Genomic DNA, 22,983 nt, shown 5'->3' on the forward strand with positions numbered 1-22,983 from the left:
CAGAATGATGCGAGTAAGGCGGAAAGGGTGAGGATTGAAGCAAGCATGATGGTTGGCGCTATGTTCCTGCATCTACGTTAAAAAATGGTGCGCCGAGGCGCACCTTGTTTTTTATTGCAGGCCGCGTTGCAGGCGTTCTAGCACTTCGCGCACGTCCACGCTGATGTTTTCCACGGCGGCAAGCGCCTCCAGTTCGGCGCGCACTATGGCTTTGCGCGCGTCGTCCATGCGGCTGACGATGGCGTAGCCGTTCAGCATTCTCGCCGCGATTTGCGGGTTGCTGAGGAGGACGCGGCGGATTTGCCCGGCGGCGAAGCGGTAGCCGCTGCCGTCTTCGGCGTGGAAAACGGCGGGGTTTTGTTGCATCAGGGTGCTGACCAGCGCGCGGAAGCGGTTGGGGTTGTCCGGGTGAAATTCGGCGTCTTCGGCGAGCGCCGTGATACGCGCCAGTGCGCCTTCGCTTTCGTCTTTGGCCTGCACCGCAAACCATTTGTCCACCACCAGCGGCAGGGCGCGGTAGCGCTCCAGGAAGTCGGCAAGCGCTGTTTCGCGGTGCGCGTCGTGCTGGCAGTTGAGTGCGAGCAGGGCGTTCATGCGCGTGGTCATGTTGTCGGCGTTTTGGTATTCGGCCAGCAGTTGTTGGCGGAAGGGTTCGTCTTCAAAGAGCGCCAGGGTTTTTTCGGCCAAGCCGCGCAGTTTGCGGATGCCCGCGTCTTTGACGTTGTATTTGGGCGATGCTGCGACGGGCGCGGTTTCGAGCCAGTCCATCCAGTTGCGCCGCATTTTCAGCGCGAGGATGCGCACGATGCGGTCGTGCGCGGCAATGGCGGCGCTCATGTTCACCGGGTCGGGCAGGGTGTTGAGCAGGGTGTTGAGCGCCGGGATTTCGAGCAGCAGTGCTTTTTCGGCTTCGCTGCGTTTGTCGTGCGCCAGCACCGCCTGCATGATGTCGTACAGGGCGGCGCTGTTTTCGCGCAGTTCGCGCGGTTTTTTCAGTGCCTGTTCGAAGAGGCGGCGGTAGAGGATTTGCATGGCTTCGAAGCGGGCGAAGCCATCCGGCGCGTGCGAGACGATGGCGGCGAGTTCGTCGTTGTCGTAGCGGTGCTGGTAATAGACGGGCGCGGAGAAGTTTTGCAGCAAGACCGGGATGAGGTCGGCATCTGCCCGCTCGAAGGTCCAGGTGGCACTGTTTTTTTCGAGGAGCAGGGTTTGTTCGTAGTTGCCGTCGGCGAAGCGGTAGAGGCGGCCGCTGCGGTTGATGAGCGCGAGGCGGATGGGGATGACCAGCGGGCGCGGCGGGGTGACGGCTTCGATGTCTTGCATGGCGGCGACGGTGAAGCTGCGTTCGTGCTGGTTCCAGGAGGAGGTGAAGGTGATTTTCGGCGTGCCGCGGGTGGTGTACCAGTGGAAGAACTGGCCGGTGAAGTCGTATTCGCCGCCGTCGCTCATGGCTTGCGCGAAGTCTTCAATGCGCACCGCCTGGCCGTCGTGGCGCTCGATGTAGCGTTTCATGCCTTGTTGGAAGGCGACTTCGCCCAGTACGGTGTGGTACATGCGGATGATTTCCGCGCCTTTTTCGTACACGGTCGCGGTGTAGAAGTTGTCGATGGCGGCGTATTCTTGCGGCTGCACCGGGTGGCTCATGGGACCTGCATCTTCCGGGAATTGCATGGCGCGCAGGCGGATAACGTCACCGATGCGCTCCAGCGAGCGTTCGCCCAGGTCGGCGGAGAATTCTTGGTCGCGGAAGACGGTTAGCCCTTCTTTGAGCGAGAGCTGGAACCAGTCGCGGCAGGTGACGCGGTTGCCCGTCCAGTTGTGAAAGTATTCGTGGCCGATGACGGCGCGGATGCCGTGGTAGTCTTCGTCGGTCGCGGTGTCGGTGTCGGCCAGCACGAAGCGGGTGTTGAAGATGTTGAGCGATTTGTTTTCCATCGCCCCCATGTTGAAGTCGCTGATGGCGACGATGTTGAATTGTTTGAGGTCGTAAGAGAGGCCGAAGCGTTCTTCGTCCCAGTGGATGGCGTCAATCAGCGATTGCATGGCGAACGCGGTCTGGTTGATAAAGGCCGGTTCGGTGTAGAGGTTGAGGCTGATTTTTTTGCCTTTGGGCGTGGTGATGCGGCGGCTGACTTGCGCCAGGTTGCCCGCAACCAGCGCGAAGAGGTAGCTCGGCTTGGGATGCGGGTCGTACCACTGCGCGTAGTGGCGGCCGCCGGGCAGTTCGCCCTGCCCTTCCGGGTTGCCGTTGGAGAGCAGCACCGGGCAGGTTTTTTGGTCGGCTTCGATGCGCACGCGGTAGGTGGCAAGCACGTCCGGGCGGTCCAGCGTCGGCGTGATGCGGCGGAAGCCTTCGGCTTCGCATTGGGTGCAGTAGATGCCGTTGGAGCGGTAGAGGCCGGAGAGTTCTTTGTTGTCGTCCGGTTTAAGGCGCACCACGGTGTGCAGGCTGAAGCTGTCGGCGACGTTCTTCAACAGCAACTGCGCGCCGTCGTATTCGTACTCCGCTGCGTCAAGTGCTTTGCCGTTGATTTCGATGAGGTCAAAGGCGAGATGCTCGGCATGAAGCGCCACGTGTTTGTCCTGCGGCAGTTCCCAGCCGCTTTCGTCGTGGCTCGGCTGGCTGCGCACGATTTTCTGCACATGGCTGACCACGACTTCGCCATGGTTTTGCAGTTCGAATTTGATTTCGTGGTGTTTGACCGTGAAGGCTGGCGGTTGGTAGTCCGCCAGTCGGATGGTGTTCAGTGCCGTCATCTCGCTCCGTCCGTGATGGGTTGAGGGTTAGTGGGTCTGGTTTTTCGCCATTTGTGCTTCAACGACGGCGACCGCCGCCATGTTGATGATGCGGCGGGTGGTGGCGTTGTTGGTCAGCACGTGTACCGGCGCGTCCACACCGAGCAGCATCGGCCCGACCATGGTGGCGTCGGTAGCGGCTTTCAGCAGGTTGAGGCTGATGTTGCCCGCGTCCAGGTTCGGCATAATGAGCAGATTCGCCATACCTTGCAGGCGGTTGCCGGGGAAGACTTCCTGGCGCAGCTGCTCAATCAGCGCGTAGTCCGCCTTCATCTCGCCTTCGATTTCCAGATCGGGGCGACGCGCGCGGATTTTGGCGAGCGCGGCGTGCATGTGTCTGGCGCTCGGCAGGTCGGCGCGGGTGCCGAAGTTGGACGCCGACAGCAACGCGACTTTCGGCGTGATGCCGAACATTTCCACCGCTTTGGCGGCGTGCAGGGTGATGGCGGTCAGCTCGTCGGCGTTCGGGTTTTCATGTACCTGGGTGTCGGTGATGAAAATCGCGCCTTTCGGCGTCAGCATCAGGCTGAGCGCGGCCGGTTGTGTCATGTCGTCATGCAGGCCAAAGACGCCGCGCACGCGGCGCAGGTGGCGGTCGTAACGGCCAATCACGCCGCAAAGCATGGTGTCGGCATAGCCGAGTTTGACCAGCATCGCGGCGAGCGTCGTCGGGCGGGTGTTCATCTGTACCCGCGCTTCCGCCGGGTCAATGCCCTCGCGCGCGCGCAGCTCGTGGTAGGTGCGCCAGCATTCTTCATAATGCGGGTTGTTCATCGGCTCAATCAGCTGCACGTCTTTATCCAGATCGAGTTGCAGATGGTTTTCGGCGAGACGCTCTTCGATACGTTTGCGCCGGCCGATGAGAATCGGCTTGGCGATGCCTTCCTGCATACAGGCGATGGCAGCGCGGATGACGCGCACATCTTCGCCCTCGGCAAAGGCGACGCGCAGCGGGTTGGCACGGGCGCGCTCAATAATTGGCTTCATCGCAAAAGCGCTCTTGTTAAAGAGCAACGCCAGTTTCTCCTGATATTCGCGGAGGTTTTCAATCGGACGGCGGGCGACGCCGCTTTCCATCGCCGCCTTGGCAACCGCAACCGGAATGGTGGAAATCAGGCGCGGGTCAAACGGTTTGGGGATGACGTAATCCTTGCCGTAAACGAGCGCCTGCCCGCCATAAGCGGCCATGACTTCCTCGCCGGCAGGCGACTGGGCAAGATCGGCGATGGCATACACCGCCGCCATTTTCATCGCCTCATTGATAGTGGTCGCGCCCACATCGAGCGCGCCACGGAACAAGTAAGGGAAGCAGAGAACGTTATTGACCTGGTTCGGATAATCCGAGCGGCCGGTGGCAACAATCGCGTCATCGCGTACCTTATGCACCTCCTCCGGCATGATTTCCGGCACCGGGTTGGCGAGCGCCAGCACCAGCGGTTTCGCCGCCATCGTCTGCACCATCTCGCCGGTGAGCAGTCCCGCTTGCGAAACGCCGAGGAAGACATCCGCGCCAGAGAGCGCTTCCGCGAGGCTGCGCGCTTCCGTCTTGGCGACAAACTCCGCCTTGCGTCCGTCGAGCTTGCCGGGGCGGCCTTCATAAATCGGCCCCTTGGAATCGCAGACGATGATGTGCTCCTTCTTCACGCCCAGATTCACAAACATATCCAGACACGCCATACCCGCCGCGCCCGCGCCAGAGGCGACCACGCGCACCTGGGCGATGTCCTTGTCCTGCAAGCGCAATGCGTTGATGAGCGCCGCCGAGGCAATAATCGCGGTGCCGTGTTGGTCGTCGTGGAAAACCGGGATGTTCATCCGCTCCTTGAGGCGGTTTTCAATTTCAAAACATTCCGGCGCCTTGATGTCTTCCAGGTTGATACCGCCAAACGTCGGCTCCAGCGCGGCGACCGCTTCGATAAACTTCTCCGGGTCGGCCTGATCCACTTCGATATCAAACACATCAATCCCGGCAAACTTCTTGAACAGCACGCCCTTGCCTTCCATGACGGGCTTGCCGGCGAGTGCGCCGATATTACCGAGTCCCAGCACCGCCGAGCCGTTGGAAATCACCGCCACCAAATTGGCGCGTGAAGTGAGAAAGTCCGCTTGCAGCGGATCGGCCTCAATCGCCTGACAGGCAAACGCAACCCCCGGAGAATAGGCCAGTGACAAATCACGTTGATTGTCCAGCGCCTTGGTCGGCGTTACCGAGACCTTGCCCGCAGTCGGAAAGCGGTGATAACGCAGGGCTTCTTCCTTCAAAGAATCGCTCATGATGAAAAACTCCGTAGGTTGCGAAAAAGTTGCGTCAGTTTAACAGAAAGCCACAAACACGGGTGTCGGTTTTCAGGAAAAAAGCCGCTGCCGCCGCGCTTCAAACAGCATCACGCCGCAGGCGACCGACACGTTCAGACTCTCCATCCCTTCCGCCATCGGAATCTGCACGAGAAAATCGCATTGCTCGCGCAGGCCGTGGCGGATGCCCTCGCCTTCGTTGCCGACAATGACGGCAAGCGGCACGGTGAGGTCGGTCGCATAGAGCGACTGCGCCGCCCCGCCCGCGCCGCCGACCACCCAGATGCCCTGGCGCTGCATCCGCTCCACCTCGCGCCGCAGGTTGCTGACGCGGAACAGCGGCAGGATTTCCGTCGCACCACAGGCGACCTTTTCCACCACTGGCGTCACATCCGCCGCGCGGCTGTTGGGAATCAGCACCGCGTGCACGCCCGCCGCCGCCGCGCTGCGCAGGCAGGCGCCGAGGTTGTGCGGGTCCTGAATGCTGTCCAGCACGAGCAGCAGCGGCTTTTCCACGCCGGCGATGGCATCCGCCCAGTCCGCCGCCTGGCCGCGCGCCTCGCTCACTGCTGCCACACCCTGATGGCGCACGCCGGGCAGCATCATTTCAATTTCATACAGCGCGACTGTCTCGACCGGCACGCCGCGCGCCTGCGCCTCTCCCACCAGCGCAGTGAGGTTTTTCGATTTTTTGTTATCGGCGACATAGAGGCGCAAGACATGACCGTCTGCCAGTAATTGCTGCACGGTGTGAATGCCGCCGCTGATTTTTTCACGTTTCATAAGGACTCCAGATGAGAAAGAAAGAAGCCCTCCCGCGCCGCATGAATTTCAGGGCGGGGGAGGGTTTGTAGCGAGTGGCACCGGCGAATGTATTATCCGTACCCATGCCCTCCCGGGTGTCATGATTTTTTGGTTTTTCGCGATTTTGTGGCCGTTGTGGCTGCTGCCGTTTTTTTCGCTTTTGTTGCTTTCGGTTTGCCGGATTTTGCCGCTTTCTTCGGTGCAGCGGTTTTTGCTGTTTTCTTTTGTGCCGACTGTTCCCGTTTTTCCGCCTTGGTTGGCGGTATGTCGGCCGATTTTTTTCCTGCTGTTTTGACTGTTTTTTTGTCGGCGGCTTTCGCGGCTTTGCCCGCAATGGCTTTTGCCGCCTTTTTCGCCGGCTTTTTATCTTTGCCGTTTTCTGCCAGCCATTTGCCTTTATGCGCCAGCAATTCAAAATCGATTTTGCGCTCTTCGATATCCACTTTCGCCACCTGGATTTCCACCGCATCCATCAGGGCAAAGCGGGTACCGCTGCGCTCGCCATTTAAGGTAAAGGTTTCGGCGCTGTAGTGGTAATAGTCGTTTGTGAGTGCCGAGACGTGTACCAGGCCATCAATATAGATATCATCCAGCGTGACAAAGAAACCGAAGTTGGTGATATTGGCAATGCGCCCGGTGAATGTTTCGCCAATGCGATGACTCATAAATTCGCATTTAAGGAAATCCATTGCGTCGCGCGTTGCTTCGTCGGCACGGCGTTCGGTCATCGAGCAATGTTTGCCTTTTTCTACCATGCTTTCCGCGCTATAGCGGTAATTGTCGCGCGTGCCGCCCTGCAATTGGTGACGAATGGCGCGATGCACCAATAAATCGGGATAGCGGCGAATGGGCGAAGTGAAATGCGCGTAGTGTTCGAGAGCGAGGCCGAAATGCCCACGGTTCTCCGGTATGTAAATCGCTTGGCTCATGCTGCGCAATACCATGATTTCTATTTGCGCGAAATCGGGACGGTCGGCGCATTGCGCGAGTAATGCGGAGAATTGTGCCGGGGTGGCGTTATCCAGCGCGCCCTGCCATTTAATGCCGCGCTTGCCGAGAAAATCAATCAATTTGCCGAGACGTTCGGCGCTGGGATGGTCATGCACGCGGTAAAGCGCCGGCAATTTGTGGCGACCAATGTATTTGGCGGCGCAGATATTGGCGGCAATCATGCATTCTTCAATCAGGCGATGCGATTCGAGGCGCGCGCGTGCCTGAATGGTTTCTATCTTGCCTTCGCTGTCGTAAATGAATTCCGGCTCGCTCGCGTGGAAATCTATGACGCTGCGTGCCAGACGCGCCGCGCGCAAAATACCGTAAACGGTTTTCAAATTATCCAGCGGGCGCTGCAAGGCAGCAAAGGATTCGCGCACCATCTGGTTATCGAGGAATAATATTTCCTCGACGGTTTCGTAAGTGAGGCGGGCGTGCGAATGAATGACGGCATCGTGAAAGGCGCTGCGTTTGATGCTGCCATCCGGTGCCAGGGTAATTTCGCAGACCATCGCCAGGCGATCGACATTGGGATTGAGCGAGCAAAGTCCATTTGATAATTTCTCCGGCAGCATCGGAATGACGCGGTCGGGGAAATAAACGGATGTGCCGCGATTGTAGGCTTCAATATCGAGCGGGCTATCCGGGCGCACATAATGGGCAACGTCGGCAATGGCGACGTAAAGGCGGTAATTCTCGCCGCGCTTTTCGGCATAGACGGCATCATCGAAATCACGCGCACTAATGCCGTCAATCGTCACAAAGGGCAAATGGCGCAAATCGAGGCGGCCTTCGTAATCCTGGTCGCGCAGGGCATCGGGAATTTTCTCGCATTGTTCGCGCACGGCTTCGGGAAATACTGCCGGGATATTGTGGTTTTCAATGGCGATATCTACTTCCATTCCTGCCGCCATGGCCTCGCCCAATACCGCAACCACTTTGCCAATCGGCTGCTGAAAACGCGAAGGGTAGGCGGTGATTTCGCCAATGACGACTTGCCCCGCCTTGCCGCCGCCAAGGGCATCTGCCGGAATGATTAAGTGATGGGTCAGGCGGCGGTTATCCGGCAATAATGACCATACGCCCTGTTGTACGGCCAGTTTGCCCACGATGCGTTTTTGTGCGCGCTCCAGGATTTCCACCGGCGCGTAATCCTTGCGGCCGCGTTCGTCGGTATCCTTGACGCGGGCGAGGATTTTGTCGCCGTGCATCAGTTCTGCCATGTATTTGGGTGGAATGAATCCGTCCGGTTCACCATTTTCCGGGCTGAAAAATCCATAGCCTTCTTGATGCGCCACGACGAATCCGGAGATTAAATCCATTTTGCGTGCCACGCCGAATCTTCCTTGACGGTTGCACATGAGTTGTCCCGCACCGAGCATGGCTTTCAGGCGGATTTGCAGTTTTTCACTTTCTGCCGCGTCCATGTCAAAGGCACGGGCAATTTGTGCGAATGTGAGCAATTTGCCCTGCGCTTCCAGCCAATTCAAAATAAATTCGCGGCTGGGCAGGGGATTGTCGCCATATTTTTGTTGTTCGCGCGCGAAAAAGGGATCGAGTGTGCGCCATTGTTTAGCGTCTGTCATAATAAACTCCTTCAAGTCATGGGGCGCATCATACGCGACGCGCCCGGATAATTTCAATGATGGCGGGCAATATGGAAATCATGATGATAGCGAGCAAAATAAGCGTCAGGTTTTCTTTGACGATTTGTCGCTGTCCGAACCAGAATCCCGCATAGGAAAACAAGGCGACCCAGGCAATGCCGCCGATTATGTTAAAACGGAAAAACCGGCCATAGCGCATATGCCCCATGCCGGCAACAAACGGGGCAAAGGTACGCACAATGGGAACAAAGCGGGCGAGGATAATGGTTTTGCCGCCGTGTTTGGCATAAAAGGATTCGGTTCGCTGTAAATGGCTGCGGCGAAAGATGCGTGAATCGGGATTGGCAAAAAGGCGTTCGCCCAGGTATTTGCCCACGGCAAAATTGACGGCATCGCCAATAATGGCGGCAATGATGAGCAGCAATGCCATCGCATGAATGTTCATGCTGCCCAGCGCGGCAATGCTGCCGGCGGCAAACAGGAGGGAATCACCGGGCAGGAATGGCGTTATTACCAGGCCAGTTTCGCAAAAGATGATGGCAAAGAGAATGGCATAGATCCAGGCGCCGTATTGTGCGCTGAGTTCGCTTAAATGGCGGTCAATGTGGAGGATAAAGTTGATGGTGCCATGCAGGGCGCCGCTCATAAATAAGGCGGCGAGGAGGGCGATGAAAATAATGGCTGCAAGGGCAAGCCAAAGGCCGGTTTTTTTCGTCATTTTTTGGGTTTATGGGAAGACACAACGCGCATCATAAAAGAAAAAGCGCCGCTTGGCGCTTTTTCGTCATCCGTCAGGTTATGCTTTTCTGTACGGCCGTCAGCTTGATTTCCACTTTCCAGCCGGGGTGCGCCAATCTCGCTTGAACGCAGGCGCGGGCGGGCGCGCGTCCGGGCGCTGTCCAGCCGTCCCAAATGCGGTTCATCGCATCGTAATCGCCGAGGTCGGCAAGATAGATAGTCGCTTCGAGGATATGCGCTTTGTCCGAACCGCAACGCGCCAGCAGGGCGTCAATTTGTGCGAGTACGCTGCGGGTTTGGGCGGCCGCATCGGCGCTAGCATCTTCCGGCACTTGTCCACCGAGGTAGATGATGCCGTTGTGGATGGTCGCATCGCTATAGCGCGCTTCGGGGTCAATGTAGGTAATCATGGTTGCTCCGGTTACGATGAGGCGCGTCAGTCCAGTTTGCTCAAATCGCGCACGGCGCCACGGTCGGCGCTGGTGGCGAGCAGGGCGTAGGCTTTGAGCGCCGCCGAGACTTTGCGCGTGCGCGGTACGGCAGGTTTCCAGCCTTTGGCGTCCTGTTCGGCGCGGCGGCGGCTCATTTCTTCGTCGCTGATGTCAAGATGGATGCGCCGCGCCGGGATGTCGATGTGGATGGTGTCGCCGTCGCGCACCAGGCCGATTGCGCCGCCTGCCGCGGCTTCCGGCGAGGCGTGGCCGATGGAGAGGCCGGAGGTGCCGCCGGAGAAGCGGCCGTCGGTGAGCAGCGCGCAGGCTTTGCCCAGCCCCATGGATTTCAGGTAGCTGGTCGGGTAGAGCATTTCTTGCATCCCCGGGCCGCCTCTGGGGCCTTCGTAGCGGATGATGACGACGTCGCCCGCCTTCACTTTGCGCTTCAGGATGCCTTCGACGGCGGCGTCCTGGCTTTCGTAAACGATGGCGGTGCCGGTGAAGCGGTGGATGCTTTCGTCCACGCCGGCGGTTTTGACGACGCAGCCATTTTCGGCGATGTTGCCGTAGAGGACGGCAAGGCCGCCTTCCTGCGAGTAGGCGTGTTCGATGGCACGGATGCAGCCGTGTTCGCGGTCATCATCAACGCTGTCAAAGCGGCAGTTCTGCGAGAAGGCGGTTTGGCTGCGCAGGCCAGCAGGGCCGGCTTTGTAAAATTCGCTGATTTCCGGCGCGGGGGCATTTTTCAGGTCGTAGCGGTCAATCGCCGTTTGCAGGCTGGGGCTGTGCACGGTCGGCATGTCGGTGCGGATGAGTTTCGCGCGCGCCAGCTCGGCGAGGATGTTCATGATGCCGCCCGCGCGGTGCACGTCTTCGATGTGGTATTGCGGCGCGTTTGGCGCGACTTTGCACAGCTGCGGGATGCGGCGCGAGAGGGCGTCGATGTCTTTCATGCTGTAGTCCACGCCCGCTTCTTGCGCGGTGGCGAGCAGGTGGAGGATGGTGTTGGTGGAGCCGCCCATGGCAATGTCGAGGGTCATCGCATTCTGGAAGGCATCCCAGTTGGCAATGCTGCGCGGCAGGATGCTGGCGTCGCCGTCGCGGTAATAGCGTTCGGTGATGGCGACGATGGTGCGCGCGCCGTTCAAAAAGAGCTGTTTGCGGTCTGCGTGGGTGGCGAGGGTGGTGCCGTTGCCGGGCAGCGACAGGCCAAGCGCTTCGGTAAGGCAGTTCATCGAGTTAGCGGTGTACATGCCGGAGCAGGAGCCGCAGGTCGGGCAGGCATTTTTTTCGTAATCATCAACGGTGGCGTCATCCACTTCGGGGTCCACGGCGTAAACGATGGCATCGACCAGATCCAGCTTGTGTTTGGCGAGTGCGGTTTTGCCCGCTTCCATCGGCCCGCCGGAGACGAAAACGGCAGGGATGTTGAGGCGCATCGCCGCCATCAGCATTCCCGGCGTGATTTTGTCGCAGTTGGAGATGCAGATCATCGCGTCGGCACAGTGGGCGTTCACCATGTATTCGACGCTGTCGGCGATGATGTCGCGGCTGGGCAGCGAGTAGAGCATGCCATCGTGCCCCATGGCGATGCCGTCATCAACGGCAATGGTGTTGAATTCTTTGGCAATCGCGCCCGCTGCTTCGATTTCGCGCGCGACCAGTTGCCCCATGTCTTTGAGGTGGACGTGACCGGGGACGAATTGGGTAAAGCTATTGACCACGGCAATGATGGGTTTGCCGAAGTCGCTGTCTTTCATGCCGGTCGCCCGCCACAGGGCGCGGGCGCCGGCCATATTCCGTCCGGAGGTAGAGGTGCGGGAACGGTAAGGGATTGCCAATGCCATGATGTTTTCCTGTTGTTGTTAAAGACGAAAAAGCCGACCGCGGGCGGCCGACCTAGAAGGGTTGCAAGGCGTCAGAGCGTGCCGCTGAGATTATGCGCCGAAGGGTCGTTGGAAATCTCGAACATGGTGACGACTTCTTTCACGCCGGTCACGCGGCTGGCAACACTGGCGGCCGCTTCCGCTTCTTCGCGGCTGACGATACCGAGCAGGTAGGTGTAGCCGTGCTCGGTGACAACTTTCACCCGCGTCGGATCAAAGCCGGGCAGCTTGATATCCAGCAGCGCGGTTTTAACTTTCGCGGTCTGTTTGGAATCGTAAGCGCGCTCCATAAAAGTACTGCGGCGACCGATAACCAGCTGGTTCTCGACCCGTTTGACGCCAGGGACGGATTTCGCCATGGCGGTGATTTGCTGGCGGATGTTGTCGTCAAACGCCTCGCCGGTGAGCAAGACCATGCCGTTGTAACCGGTCACGCTGACGTTGCTGTTATCGGCGAGCAGTTTATTGCTGGCGATGGTGCCTTTTACTTTGACTTCCAGCGTATTGTCGTCAATCAGCGTCCCGGTTGAACGGCGGTCGTGCGCAACACCAACGCCTGCTGTCGCCGCACCTCCCAACAAGAGCGGAGCACAGCCCTGTAACAGTAAAGTCGCGATAAGTAGTGAAAGAATTTTTTTCATAAACCAGCAAATATCCGCTTTTGATTCAAGATGCCGCATTATATAGCGCCCTCCGCCCATATGCCATATAGCAATCGCTGTAAAGCCCTGTTCGGCGTTGCGTCGCCTCACCATACAACAGCGTACTGTCTTCGCTCAGTCCCTTGATACAGAACAGAACTTAGCATGTATTACTATAGCGTCCCACAGAAACCCTTTTCTTCTGCGTGAGATAGCCAAAATAAAAAAGCGAGCCTTGCGGCTCGCTTTTAAGCGGACAATACCGATTAGAAGTCGTGGCGAACACCAACAACCACTTTGTAGTTTTCGTCAACGCCTTTAGCACGCGGATCGTAGTAAGCGCCTTCAACCCAAGTGTAGGTACGTTCGCTCAGGTTGTATTGGTAACCCAAAGCGTATTCGAACCAGTCGTTCTTGCCTTTGTTGTCGTCGTAACCAAAGCCAGCGCGGAAGGTGTTGTTACCGAGGTAGTATTCACCAGCCAAGTTGTAGTAGCTGTCAGCCTTGTCTTGTTTTTCGTAACCAAAGCCAACTTTGAAGGTGTCGTTCTTGTAGCCGACTGAACCGCCGTAGTATTTGTCGGTTTTACGGCCAGCGTCACGAGATTGGTAAGCACCACCAGCGAAGATACCGTTGGCATCGTAGAATGCAGCGGCTTCCCATGCATCAATGCCTCTGGAGTCAGAAGTGGTGATAACGCTGTTATCGCCATCCAGAACCATTGAAGCGCCGAGCTTGAAGCCAGACATATCCGGGCTGACGTAGCTGATAACTTTGCTCAGACGGTTCGGACCGTGGTGGAATTCACCAAAGTAAACGTCTTGGAAGTTATCGTTGAAGCTGGTAGCTTGTTTGAACAGGGTGTCTTGACGCCCCAGAGTCAGGGTACCGAAGTCACCGCGCAGACCGAGGTAAGCATAACGGGTACCTTCTTTGCCGCTCAGACCATTGTCATAAGCGTTGAATTCAAAGCGGTAGAATGCTTGCAGACCGCTGCTCAGGTCTTCAGTGCCACGGATGCCGAAACGGGCAACGCTACGGTCCAGATCCCAATTGTTTTTCTTGTCGCCATTAAATTTTTTGGCAACAACAACGGAGTGAGCCATTGAACCATAAAGGGTAGTAGTGTTTTCTGCTTGTGCAACGCCAACCACAGCGGCCAGAACGCCCAAAGCAATCAGTGATTTTTTCATGATAGTCTCCTAGCAATAGCTAAATTCAATTTCGCGGATCGCCTAATCCGGGGTCAATAATACTGGCTTTTTTGTGGCCGTGCAACCATTTTGTTGCATAGAACCAACAACGTTTTTTTTGTTGTTATTTTACAACTCGCTATCTGTCTGCGCGCGCAGCCCCAGTGCGATATTGTCAAAATCTTTTTTGCTTTTGCGATGATACGGGATTTTTCTGGTGCGCTATCGCGCTGCCTCGCACCAGACAAAGGCGACGGCGTAGTCGTGTTCGTCGCTCAGGCTCAGATGGATTTGCGCGATGTGGCGCGCGGTTTGCATCGTTTGTACGACAATGGTCGGCGCGAAGGCGGGAGCGCCGAGGGCGTTCTTGCTCAGGCAGATGGCGGGCATGACCAGTGGCGCACGCAATCCTGTTCCAAAGGCTTTGCCGAGTGCTTCTTTTGCCGCCCAGCGCAGCGCAAGGTAGCGCACCGGATCTTTTTGCGCGGGCAGTTGTGCCAGTTCGTCAGGGTGCAAAATTTTTTCGGCGAGGCGTTGGCCGTGTTTTTGGTAAAGCGTGGCAATGCGGCGTTTGTCGATGATGTCGGTTCCGATCATTTTTGTGATGTGGATGTGAAAAAAGCGGGACTTGCCCGCTTTTTGGTATTGCTGGCACTTCAGGCTTTATCCAACCCGAATGCTTCGTGCAGGGCACGCACGGCGAGTTCGAGGTATTTTTCGTCTATGCCCACGGAGATTTTGATTTCCGAGGTGCTGATGATGTGGATGTTGATGCCTTCTTTGGCAAGTGCCTGGAACATGGTGCTGGCGACCGCCGCGTGCGAGCGCATGCCGACGCCGACGATGGAGACTTTGGCGATGTTTGAGCCGTGGATGACGACGCCGGTTTCCGGCGGGAAGGTTTTGCGCAGAATTTCGACGGTTGTGTCGTAGTCGCCGCGCGGCACGGTGAAGGTGAAGTCGTTTTTGCCGTCAATGCCGATGTTCTGGATGATCATGTCCACGTTGATATTGGCCGCGCCAACGGGGGCGAGGATTTGGTAGGCGATGCCCGGCTGGTCGGGGACGTCCACGACGTTGACTTGGGCTTCGTCGCGACTGAATGCGATTCCGGTGATGATGGCTGATTCCACAGGGTTCTCCTCTTCGAGACTGATCAGGGTGCCTTCGCCGTCCTCGAAGCTAGAGAGGACGCGAAGCGGGACTTTGTATTTGCCGGCAAATTCGACCGAGCGGATTTGCAGTACTTTCGAGCCGAGGCTGGCCATTTCCAGCATTTCTTCGAAGGTGATGCGGTCGAGTTTGCGCGCTTTGGGTTCGACACGCGGGTCGGTGGTATAGACGCCATCGACGTCGGTGTAAATCTGGCATTCGTCGGCGTGCAGGGCGGCGGCAAGGGCGACGGCGGTGGTATCGGAGCCGCCACGGCCGAGGGTGGTGATGTTGCCGTGTTCGTCCACGCCCTGAAATCCGGCGACGATGACGATTTTGCCTGCATCCAGATCGCGGCGGATGTTGTCGCTGTCGATGCCTTTGATGCGCGCTTTCATGAAGGCGCTGTCGGTGAGGATTTTTACCTGGCCGCCGGTGTAAGACACCGCCGGTACGCCGCGTTTTTCGATGGCGATGGCGAGCAGGGCGATGCTGACTTGTTCGCCGGTGGACATCAGCACGTCCATTTCGCGCGGGCTGGGACGCTTGTGGATGTCGTGCGCGAGTGCGATGAGGCGGTTGGTTTCGCCGCTCATCGCCGAGACGGTGACGATGATGTCGTTCCCCGCTTTTTGTGCGGCGATGCATTTTTCGGCGACGTTTTCGATGCGCTCCACCGAGCCCATCGAGGTGCCGCCGTATTTTTGTACGATCAATGCCATGTAATGCTCCTCAGTTTTTTTCGGGCAGGACTTGCGCCAACGCGGCAAGCGCGGCGGAAAGGCCTGCGGGGTTTTTGCCGCCCGCTTGGGCGAAATCGGGGCGGCCGCCGCCCTTGCCGCCGATGTGTACGGCGAGTTCGCGGATGATGTTGCCCGCATGCAGGCCGTTCGCTGTTTTGCCGACGCTGACGATGAGGCGGGCGGTGTCGTCATCCACGCTGCCGATGACGACGACGTCCGCGCCGAGGCGGTCGCGCAGTTGGTCGGCGGTGTCGCGCAGGGTGGCGTTGTCAATGCCGTCGCGTTGCAGCGCCAGTGTTTTCCAGCCGTTGATGACCTGGATTTCGGCACCGCCACCGTCGCCGCCTTGGGCGAGTTGGCGCTTCAGCGTTTGTACTTCTTTTTCCAACGTTTTCAGTTGTTGTTGCAGGGCGCTGATGCGCTCCGGCAGGTGTTCACCGTCGGTTTTCAGCAGCGCCGCGCTTTCAGTGAGCAGGGCGTCGCTGTGCGTGAGGTGTTCCAGCGCGGCAAGGCCGCAGACGACTTCGATGCGGCGCACACCAGCGGATACGGCGCCTTGCGAGACGACTTTGGCGAGGCCGATTTCGCCGAGGCGGCCGACGTGCGTACCGCCGCAGAGTTCGATGGAGAAGCCGTCGTCGCCCATGCTGACCACGCGCACGACGTCGCCGTATTTTTCGCCAAAGAGCGCCATCGCGCCTTTTTTCTGCGCGGCGTCGCGGCTCATTTGTTCGATGACGACCGGCGCATTGCCGAGTATTTGCGCGTTCATCATTGCTTCTACTTGCGCGATGTCTGCGGCGCTGAGCGCCTTGTCGTGCGAGAAGTCAAAGCGGGTGCGGCGCTCATCGACGAGCGAGCCTTTTTGTTGGACGTGCGTGCCGAGGGTGCTGCGCAGCGCTTTGTGCAGCAGGTGGGTGGCGGAGTGGTGGCGCTTGATGGCGGCGCGGCGTTCGCGGTCGATTTCTGCTTGTGCGGTTTCGCCGACGCTGATGTCGCCCTGTTCGACGTGGCCAATGTGGAGGAAAGCATCGCCCTGTTTTTGTGTGTCTTCGACGCGGAAAACGCCGCTGGTGGTGCGCAGGGTGCCGCTGTCGCCAACTTGTCCGCCGGATTCGCCATAGAACGGGGTACGGTCAAGAACGACCACGCCCCGCGCGCCGGCATCCAGTTTGGTGACCGCTTTGCCGTCGGCGAAGATTTGCATGATTTGTGCGCTGCCGCTTTCTTTTTCGTAGCCGTCAAAGGCGGTTTTGCCGCTGATGTCCAGTTTTTGCGCGGCATCGAATTTGCCCGCCGCTTTGGCGCGCTCGCGCTGTTCAGCCATTGCTGCGTCATAGCCGTCCATGTCCAGCGTCAGGCCGCGTTCGCGGGCGATGTCGGCGGTGAGATCGACCGGGAAGCCGTAGGTGTCATACAGTTTGAAGACAGTTTCGCCGGGGATTTCTGTGCCGCGCATTTCGCCCAGCGCTTTTTCCAGCACTTCCAGCCCCGCTTCCAGCGTCTGCGCGAAGCGCTCTTCTTCGCGGCGAACCGCATCGGTGATGCGCGCTTCGGCTTCGACGATTTCCGGGTAGGCCTCGCCCATCTCGGCGACGAGTGGCGCGACCAGTTTGTAGAAGAACGGCTGATTTTGCCCGAGTTTGTAGCCGTGGCGGATGGCGCGGCGCATGATGCGGCGCAGGACGTAACCGCGGCCTTCGTTGCCTGGCAGGACGCCATCAACCATGAGGAAGACGGTGGCGCGGATGTGGTCGGCGATGACTTTGAGCGAGGTTTGCGCGAGGTCATCACAGCCAGTCGCTTCTGCCGCGGCGGCAATCAGGTTGCGGAAGATGTCGATTTCGTAGTTGGAATGCACGCCCTGCAACACGGCGGCGATGCGCTCCAGCCCCATGCCGGTGTCGATGGACGGACGCGGCAGCGGTTTCATCGTGCCGCTGGCGTCGCGCTCAAATTGCATGAAGACGATGTTCCAGATTTCGATGAAGCGGTCGCCGTCTTCTTCCGGCGAGCCGGGCGGACCGCCCCAGACGTCCGGGCCGTGGTCGTAGAAGATTTCCGAACAGGGGCCGCAGGGGCCGGTGTCGCCCATCGCCCAGAAGTTGTCCGATTCGTACTTGGCTTTGCCCGGTTTGTCGCCGATGCGGATGATTTTGTCCTCCGGCAGGCCGACTTTGTCGCGCCAGATGGCGAAGGCTTCGTCGTCTTCGTGGTAAACGGTGACGCAGAGTTTTTCCGGCGGCAGGCCGAAGACTTGCGTCAGCAGGTTCCAGGCGAAGGGGATGGCTTCGGCCTTGAAGTAGTCGCCAAAGCTGAAGTTGCCGAGCATTTCAAAGAAGGTGTGGTGGCGCGCGGTGTAGCCGACGTTTTCCAGGTCGTTATGCTTGCCGCCGGCGCGCACGCAGCGCTGCGAAGTGGTAGCGCGCTTGTAGTCGCGTGATTCGCTGCCGGTGAAGATGTCCTTGAATTGCACCATGCCCGCGTTGGTAAAGAGCAGGGTCGGGTCGTTACCCGGCACCAGCGAGGAGGAATGGACGATTTTGTGGCCGTGTTCGGCGAAGTAGTCGAGGAAGGCGCGCCGGATTTCGGCGGTGGATTGGGGGGGGTTATGCTTCATCTTGGGTTGCTGTCATTGCTTGCTGGATTTCTTCGTAACTGAAGCCGCGCTGCGCCATGAAACGCTGCCGCTTCGCCCGCTCCTGCGGCGTCGTCGCCGGAGCGCTGTATTTTTTTTGGTAAACCTCACGGGCGGCGGCGAACCAGTCGGCGCTATCGAGGGTCTCGCGCAGAAGTTCACCACGGATGCCGCGCGCTTCCAGTTCGTGCCGTATTTTCAGGCGGCCGTAACCGCGGTGACCGCGCAGATAGCTTTCGGCAAAGCGGGCGTCGCTTTGCCAGCCGCGTTCCGCGAGGGTTTCGAGAACGGCGGCGACGTCTTCGGCGGGAAATTCGCCCAGTTTGGCGGCAAGCTCGGCGCGGCTGTATTCGCGCCGACCGAGCGCCGCCAGACAGCGCGCTTCTATCGCACGCCGGGCGTCATCAGAAGAGCTCATTGCCGTCCGTGACGGGGGCTTCGCTGGCCTCTGCGTCGTCACCGCTATCTTTGCTTACCGGCAGTTCGGCATGGGCGTTGCCGATGTAGTGTTCACGGATTTTGGCTTCGATTTCGGCGGCAAGTTCCGGTTTTTCGGTGAGATAGGCGCGGACTTTTTCTTTGCCTTGGCCGATTTTGTCGCTGCCGTAGCTGTACCAAGCGCCGGATTTCTGGATGACGTCAATCGCCACGCCGAGGTCAATGATTTCGCCGATGCGCGAGATGCCCTGACCGTAGAGGACGTCAAATTCTGCCTGTTTGAAGGGCGGCGATACTTTGTTTTTCACCACTTTGACGCGGGTTTGGTTGCCCAGTACTTCATCGCCTTCCTTAACGGAGCCGATGCGGCGGATGTCGAGGCGCACTGAGGCGTAGAACTTGAGCGCGTTACCGCCGGTGGTGGTTTCCGGCGAGCCGAACATCACGCCGATTTTCATGCGGATTTGGTTGATGAAGATGACCAGCGTGTTGGCGCGCTTGATGTTGGCGGTGAGTTTGCGCAGCGCCTGGCTCATCAGCCGCGCTTGCAGGCCAACGTGCGAGTCGCCCATTTCGCCTTCGATTTCCGCTTTGGGCGTGAGGGCGGCGACGGAGTCAATGACGATGACGCTGAACGCACCGGAGCGCACCAAGGCGTCGGCGATTTCCAGCGCCTGTTCGCCGGTGTCGGGTTGGGTGATGTAGAGGTCGTCGGTATTGACGCCGAGTTTGCGCGCGTAAATCGGGTCGAGGGCGTGTTCGGCATCAATAAAGGCGGCCGTGCCGCCTGCTTTTTGCGCTTCGGCGATGACGTGCAAGGTGAGCGTCGTCTTGCCGGAAGATTCCGGGCCGTAGATTTCGACGATGCGCCCGCGCGGCAGGCCGCCGATGCCGAGCGCGATGTCCAGCCCCAAAGAGCCGGTAGAGATGGCCTGAATGTCGTGTTCGGTGGTCTGGTCGCCAAGACGCATCACCGTGCCTTTGCCGAATTGTTTGTCCAGCTGTGCCAGCACCGCTTTCAGCGCTTTTTCCTGTTCTTCCGAGATTTGTTTGCTCATAAATTTCCGGTTTTTTGGGGGTTACTGCATGGCCTTCAAGGCCTCAAGTTTGCGCGCAATCATAGCATTATCAGGGGTGTCTTTCAGCGCCTTTTCGTACTCCGCCTGCGCCATTTGTACGTATAAACGGGCGAGGTTGACCCGCGCCGAGGTGTGGTCGGGATGTTTTTCCAAAAGCGCGCGCAGGGCGGCTTCGGCGGCGGGCAAATCGCCACGTCCGGCGTAAATCACGGCAAGCGCGTTGCCCGGCTGCGGCAGGTCGGGGAAGTTCGCCTGCATCATTTTGTACCAGCGCTCCGCTTCTTCGCTGCGGCCGAGCTGCATCAGCACCAGTCCCTTGAGGTAGGCGGCGCGGCTGTCGTCGGGGCGGGTGGAAAGGCGGGTTTCCAGTTGTTTCAGCGCGCCGCGCGGGTTGCCGTTTTCCGCCATCGACTGCGCCTGCGCGTAGCCTGACCACGGCGGGCTGGCTTCTTCTTCGGCGGCGGTTGGTTTGGGCGTGGCGCTATCGGGCGCGGGCGGCGGGGCCGTGGTCGCGGTGCCGGTAGGCGGCAACGGCTGCGTGGTGTCGCCCTCGCCGCCGGTCGGGTCGGGCGCCTTTTCCGGGCTTGCCGCGTTTTCTTTATGCGCCGCACTGTCGTCGGGCTTTTTCGCCGCTGCCGCTTTTTCTTCGGCAGGCGGCGTTTCGGGCGGTGGCGAGAGTTTGATGGTCTCGATGGTAGGGTCGTCGTCGGGCGGTGCGGATGGCGCTTCTGCCACGGGGGTTTCTTTCGCCGCATCCGGGGGCTGTTTGGCTTTTTCCTGCGCTTTTTCTGGCGTCAGCGTGTCGCCCTGCACCGGCAGCAGCGCCACCGGCGGTTCGTCCTGCGCCCAAGCGGGGGCGAGCAGGGCGGTTAGAAGGAAGAGCATGTAACGTGTCATATATATGTCTCCTGTAAAACTTTCCCCTGTGGGGAGAGAAATCGCTTTATTCCCGCCAGCGCAGCACCCGCCGTTCGCAGACGCCGAGCAGCCACGACAGCACGATGCCAAGCAACGCCAGCAGGGTCACGCCGGCCAGCAGCTGATCCATCTGGTACAGCTGTCCGGCGGCCGCGATGTAGGCGCCGACGCCACGGTCGGCGTTCATCATTTCCGCCACCACCAGCATGGTGATGGCGATGGAAATGGAGATGCGGAAGCCGGCGAAGATGCCCGGCATCGCCCCCGGCAGGATGATTTTGCGCACGATGGCCGCAGGCGGCAGCCCGAACGACTGTCCCATGCGGATGAGGTTGCGATCGACGTTATCGACCGCCGCGTAGGTGGCAATCACCGTCGGGAAGAGCGTGCCGATCAAAATCGTCGCCACTTTCGAGCCTTCGTCAATGCCGAACCAGACGAGAAACAGCGGCAAGAGCGCGATTTTCGGCACGGGAAAGAGCGCCGATACCAGCGGCAGCAGCGTGCCGCGCGCCACCCGCGACAGACCGATCATCAGGCCGATCATGATACCGAGCGCACTGCCCAGTCCCCAGCCGATGAGCAGGCGGCGCAGGCTGGCGCCGAGATGCAGCCACAGTTCGCCGGACAGCAGCAGGTTCTGCAATTGCACGATGATTTCCGCAGGCGAGGCGATAAAGGTGCGGCTAATCCAGCCGGCGCGCACCGCCATTTCCCACAGGGCAAGCAGCACGGCGAAGGTCGCCCAGCCCATCCAGCGCGGCGCCGCACCGCCAAATGCGCGCGCCCGCAGCGGCACGGGTATGCGTTTCTCGCTCATCCTTCCAGCTCCCGTTCTGCCGCGCGCGCTTCGTCGCGCATCAACTGCCACAGTTGCCGCTCTACCGCCTGCAATTCGGGCGCGTGTTCATCGCGCGCATCCAGCGGCGTATCGAGCGCGACCACTTCGCGTACCTGCCCGGGACGGCGCGACATCACCACGATTTTGTGGCCGAGGCGCACCGCTTCGCGCAGGTTGTGCGTGACGTACGCCGCGGAAAACGGCGCCGCCGACCACAACCGCACGAAATCATCGAGCAGCAAATCCTTGGTCTGGCTGTCGAGGGCGGAGAGCGGCTCGTCCATCAGCATCACCGCCGGATTGACCGCGAGCGCGCGGGCAATCGCCACCCGCTGTTTCATCCCGCCGGAAAGCTGGCGAATCCAGGCATGGGCAAATTCGGTAAGCTGGGTGCGCGCCAGCACGTCATGGATGCGCTCGCGCCGCTCTGCCGCCGAGAGCGGGTGCTGCTCCAGCACCAGCGCGATATTATCCGCCACCGTGCGCCACGGCAGCAGGGCAAAATCCTGAAAGACGAACGTCAGCGGGTTAAGCGATGCCGCAGGCGGCGCGCCTTCCATCCACACCGTGCCCTGCTCGGCGCGCTCCAGCCCGCCAATCATCCGCAGCAGCGTTGACTTGCCGCAGCCGGACGGGCCGATGATGCAGACAATCTCGCCCGCCTCAATCGCAAACGACACATCCTGCAACACCAGCCGCCCGTGATAGCGGTGGGAAATGCCCTCAACCAAAAGCCGCATCAGTCTGCCAGCAGCGCGTTTATGTCCAGCGTATCCGGCACCAGCTTCTGCGCCTTGAACCAGCCGATTTGCTTGCGCACATCGTCGCGGTTCAGCCGCGCCTCCGGCGAAATCAGCATCGCGCCCTCGCGGATGAGGCGGCTCGCCTCCTCGGCGCTGCGATCGACGTACACATATTTATGAATAGCGGCGATGACCGCTTCCGTTGCCGCCGCATCCAGCGATTTATCCACCAGCGCCGCGTTGTAATCCGCCGCGCCCTTGGCAAACGCGCGCTTGAATGCCGCCATCTGCTCAGGCTTCTCCTGCGCCAGCTTCGTGCCGGTAAAGAGTACCGTCACCTGATAGCCCGGCAGGAAATCCACCACCTTGCCAATCTCGACCGCCGCCCCCTTGGCGACCAAATCGGCGGCAATGCCCGGCTGGGCGACGGCAACGTCCACCTTGCCCGCCTGCAACGCCGCGGCGATTGCCGGCATATTGTTCAGCGCGACCGTCTTCACCTTCGCCTCCACCTTGGCGGCAATCTGCGCGCCCATATATTCAAACGAAGAGCCTTGGGTGGTGATGGCAAAGCGCTTGCCGTCCAGCTCCATCGGCGACTGCAAACCGCCGTCAAACGCCGCCTTGCTGGCGAGGATTTTATGCCCCGGCACGCCGTCGGCTTCCTCCAGCGCACCGCCAAAAATACGCACCGTATCGCCGCGCGCCGCCAGATTCAGCAGCCCGCCGGACACGGCAGTCACGCCAAAATCAATATCGCCGGAAGCAATGGCAACCGCCATCGCCTGCGCCGCCTGAAACGGCACCAGCTCGGCATCCAGCCCCTCGGCGGCGTAATAGCCTTTTTCTTTGGCAATAAAACTGGGCGCATGCGAAGGCAGGGCGATATAGCCGACCTTCACCTTGTCCGCCGCCTGCGCGGCAAACGCCGCTACCGCCAAAACCGCCGCCAGCGCGGCGCGCAACATAGCTTTCATAAAACCTCCGGTAAAAAACCGCGCAACCACGCGCGAAGGCGGCTTTTTAACATAGCGGTAAGGGTTG

Annotated in this window: 18 protein-coding genes; all 18 read right to left on the minus strand. The window is 59.6% G+C overall.

Going from position 1 to position 22,983, the window contains the following annotated elements; genetic code table 11:
• Positions 1-111: 111 nt before the first annotated feature.
• Complete coding sequence (gene pepN, locus EL199_RS00985; RefSeq protein WP_004141200.1) at positions 112-2,757, minus strand: aminopeptidase N; 2,646 nt, start codon at positions 2,755-2,757, stop codon at positions 112-114.
• A 27-nt stretch (positions 2,758-2,784) separates the two neighbouring features.
• Positions 2,785-5,070, minus strand: coding sequence for an NADP-dependent malic enzyme (locus tag EL199_RS00990; protein WP_004141198.1), 2,286 nt, complete (start codon positions 5,068-5,070; stop codon positions 2,785-2,787).
• Between the two features lie 72 nt (positions 5,071-5,142).
• Entirely contained in the window at positions 5,143-5,874 is a 732-nt protein-coding gene (rlmB, locus tag EL199_RS00995) for a 23S rRNA (guanosine(2251)-2'-O)-methyltransferase RlmB (protein WP_004141196.1), read from the minus strand.
• 119 nt (positions 5,875-5,993) lie between these two features.
• Positions 5,994-8,474: a ribonuclease R gene (rnr, locus tag EL199_RS01000; protein WP_126315948.1), complete on the minus strand. Its 2,481-nt coding sequence runs from the start codon at positions 8,472-8,474 to the stop codon at positions 5,994-5,996.
• Positions 8,475-8,502: 28 nt separating this feature from the next.
• Complete coding sequence (locus EL199_RS01005) at positions 8,503-9,141, minus strand: DedA family protein (protein WP_040355380.1); 639 nt, start codon at positions 9,139-9,141, stop codon at positions 8,503-8,505.
• Positions 9,142-9,286: 145 nt separating this feature from the next.
• The gene (locus tag EL199_RS01010) at positions 9,287-9,643 is read right to left on the minus strand and encodes a RidA family protein (protein ID WP_004141181.1); all 357 of its coding nucleotides are present in this window, start codon (positions 9,641-9,643) and stop codon (positions 9,287-9,289) included.
• Between the two features lie 26 nt (positions 9,644-9,669).
• Positions 9,670-11,514: a dihydroxy-acid dehydratase gene (gene ilvD / locus EL199_RS01015; RefSeq protein WP_315861897.1), complete on the minus strand. Its 1,845-nt coding sequence runs from the start codon at positions 11,512-11,514 to the stop codon at positions 9,670-9,672.
• Between the two features lie 71 nt (positions 11,515-11,585).
• Positions 11,586-12,194: a BON domain-containing protein gene (locus EL199_RS01020; RefSeq protein WP_040355163.1), complete on the minus strand. Its 609-nt coding sequence runs from the start codon at positions 12,192-12,194 to the stop codon at positions 11,586-11,588.
• Positions 12,195-12,460: 266 nt separating this feature from the next.
• Positions 12,461-13,387, minus strand: coding sequence for a porin (locus EL199_RS01025; protein ID WP_004141178.1), 927 nt, complete (start codon positions 13,385-13,387; stop codon positions 12,461-12,463).
• A gap of 222 nt (positions 13,388-13,609) precedes the next feature.
• Complete coding sequence (acpS, locus tag EL199_RS01030; RefSeq protein ID WP_004141177.1) at positions 13,610-13,984, minus strand: holo-ACP synthase; 375 nt, start codon at positions 13,982-13,984, stop codon at positions 13,610-13,612.
• Positions 13,985-14,043: 59 nt separating this feature from the next.
• Positions 14,044-15,261 (minus strand): aspartate kinase, encoded by a 1,218-nt coding sequence (locus EL199_RS01035; protein WP_004141176.1) that lies wholly within the window; start codon positions 15,259-15,261, stop codon positions 14,044-14,046.
• 10 nt (positions 15,262-15,271) lie between these two features.
• Positions 15,272-17,902: an alanine--tRNA ligase gene (gene alaS, locus EL199_RS01040; RefSeq protein ID WP_004141175.1), complete on the minus strand. Its 2,631-nt coding sequence runs from the start codon at positions 17,900-17,902 to the stop codon at positions 15,272-15,274.
• Positions 17,892-18,338 (minus strand): regulatory protein RecX, encoded by a 447-nt coding sequence (locus EL199_RS01045; protein ID WP_004141174.1) that lies wholly within the window; start codon positions 18,336-18,338, stop codon positions 17,892-17,894. Before EL199_RS01045 ends, alaS begins: the two co-directional genes overlap by 11 nt.
• A complete protein-coding gene (recA, locus tag EL199_RS01050; protein WP_004141173.1) occupies positions 18,325-19,416 on the minus strand; it encodes a recombinase RecA in 1,092 nt (363 codons plus the stop codon). The genes EL199_RS01045 and recA overlap by 14 nt, the downstream gene beginning before the upstream one ends.
• A gap of 21 nt (positions 19,417-19,437) precedes the next feature.
• Positions 19,438-20,334, minus strand: a complete 897-nt coding sequence (locus tag EL199_RS01055; RefSeq protein WP_126315949.1) for a tetratricopeptide repeat protein — start codon at positions 20,332-20,334, stop codon at positions 19,438-19,440.
• Between the two features lie 46 nt (positions 20,335-20,380).
• A complete protein-coding gene (locus EL199_RS01060; protein ID WP_004141170.1) occupies positions 20,381-21,175 on the minus strand; it encodes an ABC transporter permease in 795 nt (264 codons plus the stop codon).
• A complete protein-coding gene (locus tag EL199_RS01065) occupies positions 21,172-21,936 on the minus strand; it encodes an ABC transporter ATP-binding protein (protein WP_004141169.1) in 765 nt (254 codons plus the stop codon). Before EL199_RS01065 ends, EL199_RS01060 begins: the two co-directional genes overlap by 4 nt.
• Positions 21,936-22,916: an ABC transporter substrate-binding protein gene (locus tag EL199_RS01070; RefSeq protein WP_004141168.1), complete on the minus strand. Its 981-nt coding sequence runs from the start codon at positions 22,914-22,916 to the stop codon at positions 21,936-21,938. The genes EL199_RS01065 and EL199_RS01070 overlap by 1 nt, the downstream gene beginning before the upstream one ends.
• Between the last annotated feature and the right edge of the window lie 67 nt (positions 22,917-22,983).

It is taken from the genome of Cardiobacterium hominis (genome assembly GCF_900637305.1).
Lineage (GTDB): Bacteria > Pseudomonadota > Gammaproteobacteria > Cardiobacteriales > Cardiobacteriaceae > Cardiobacterium > Cardiobacterium hominis.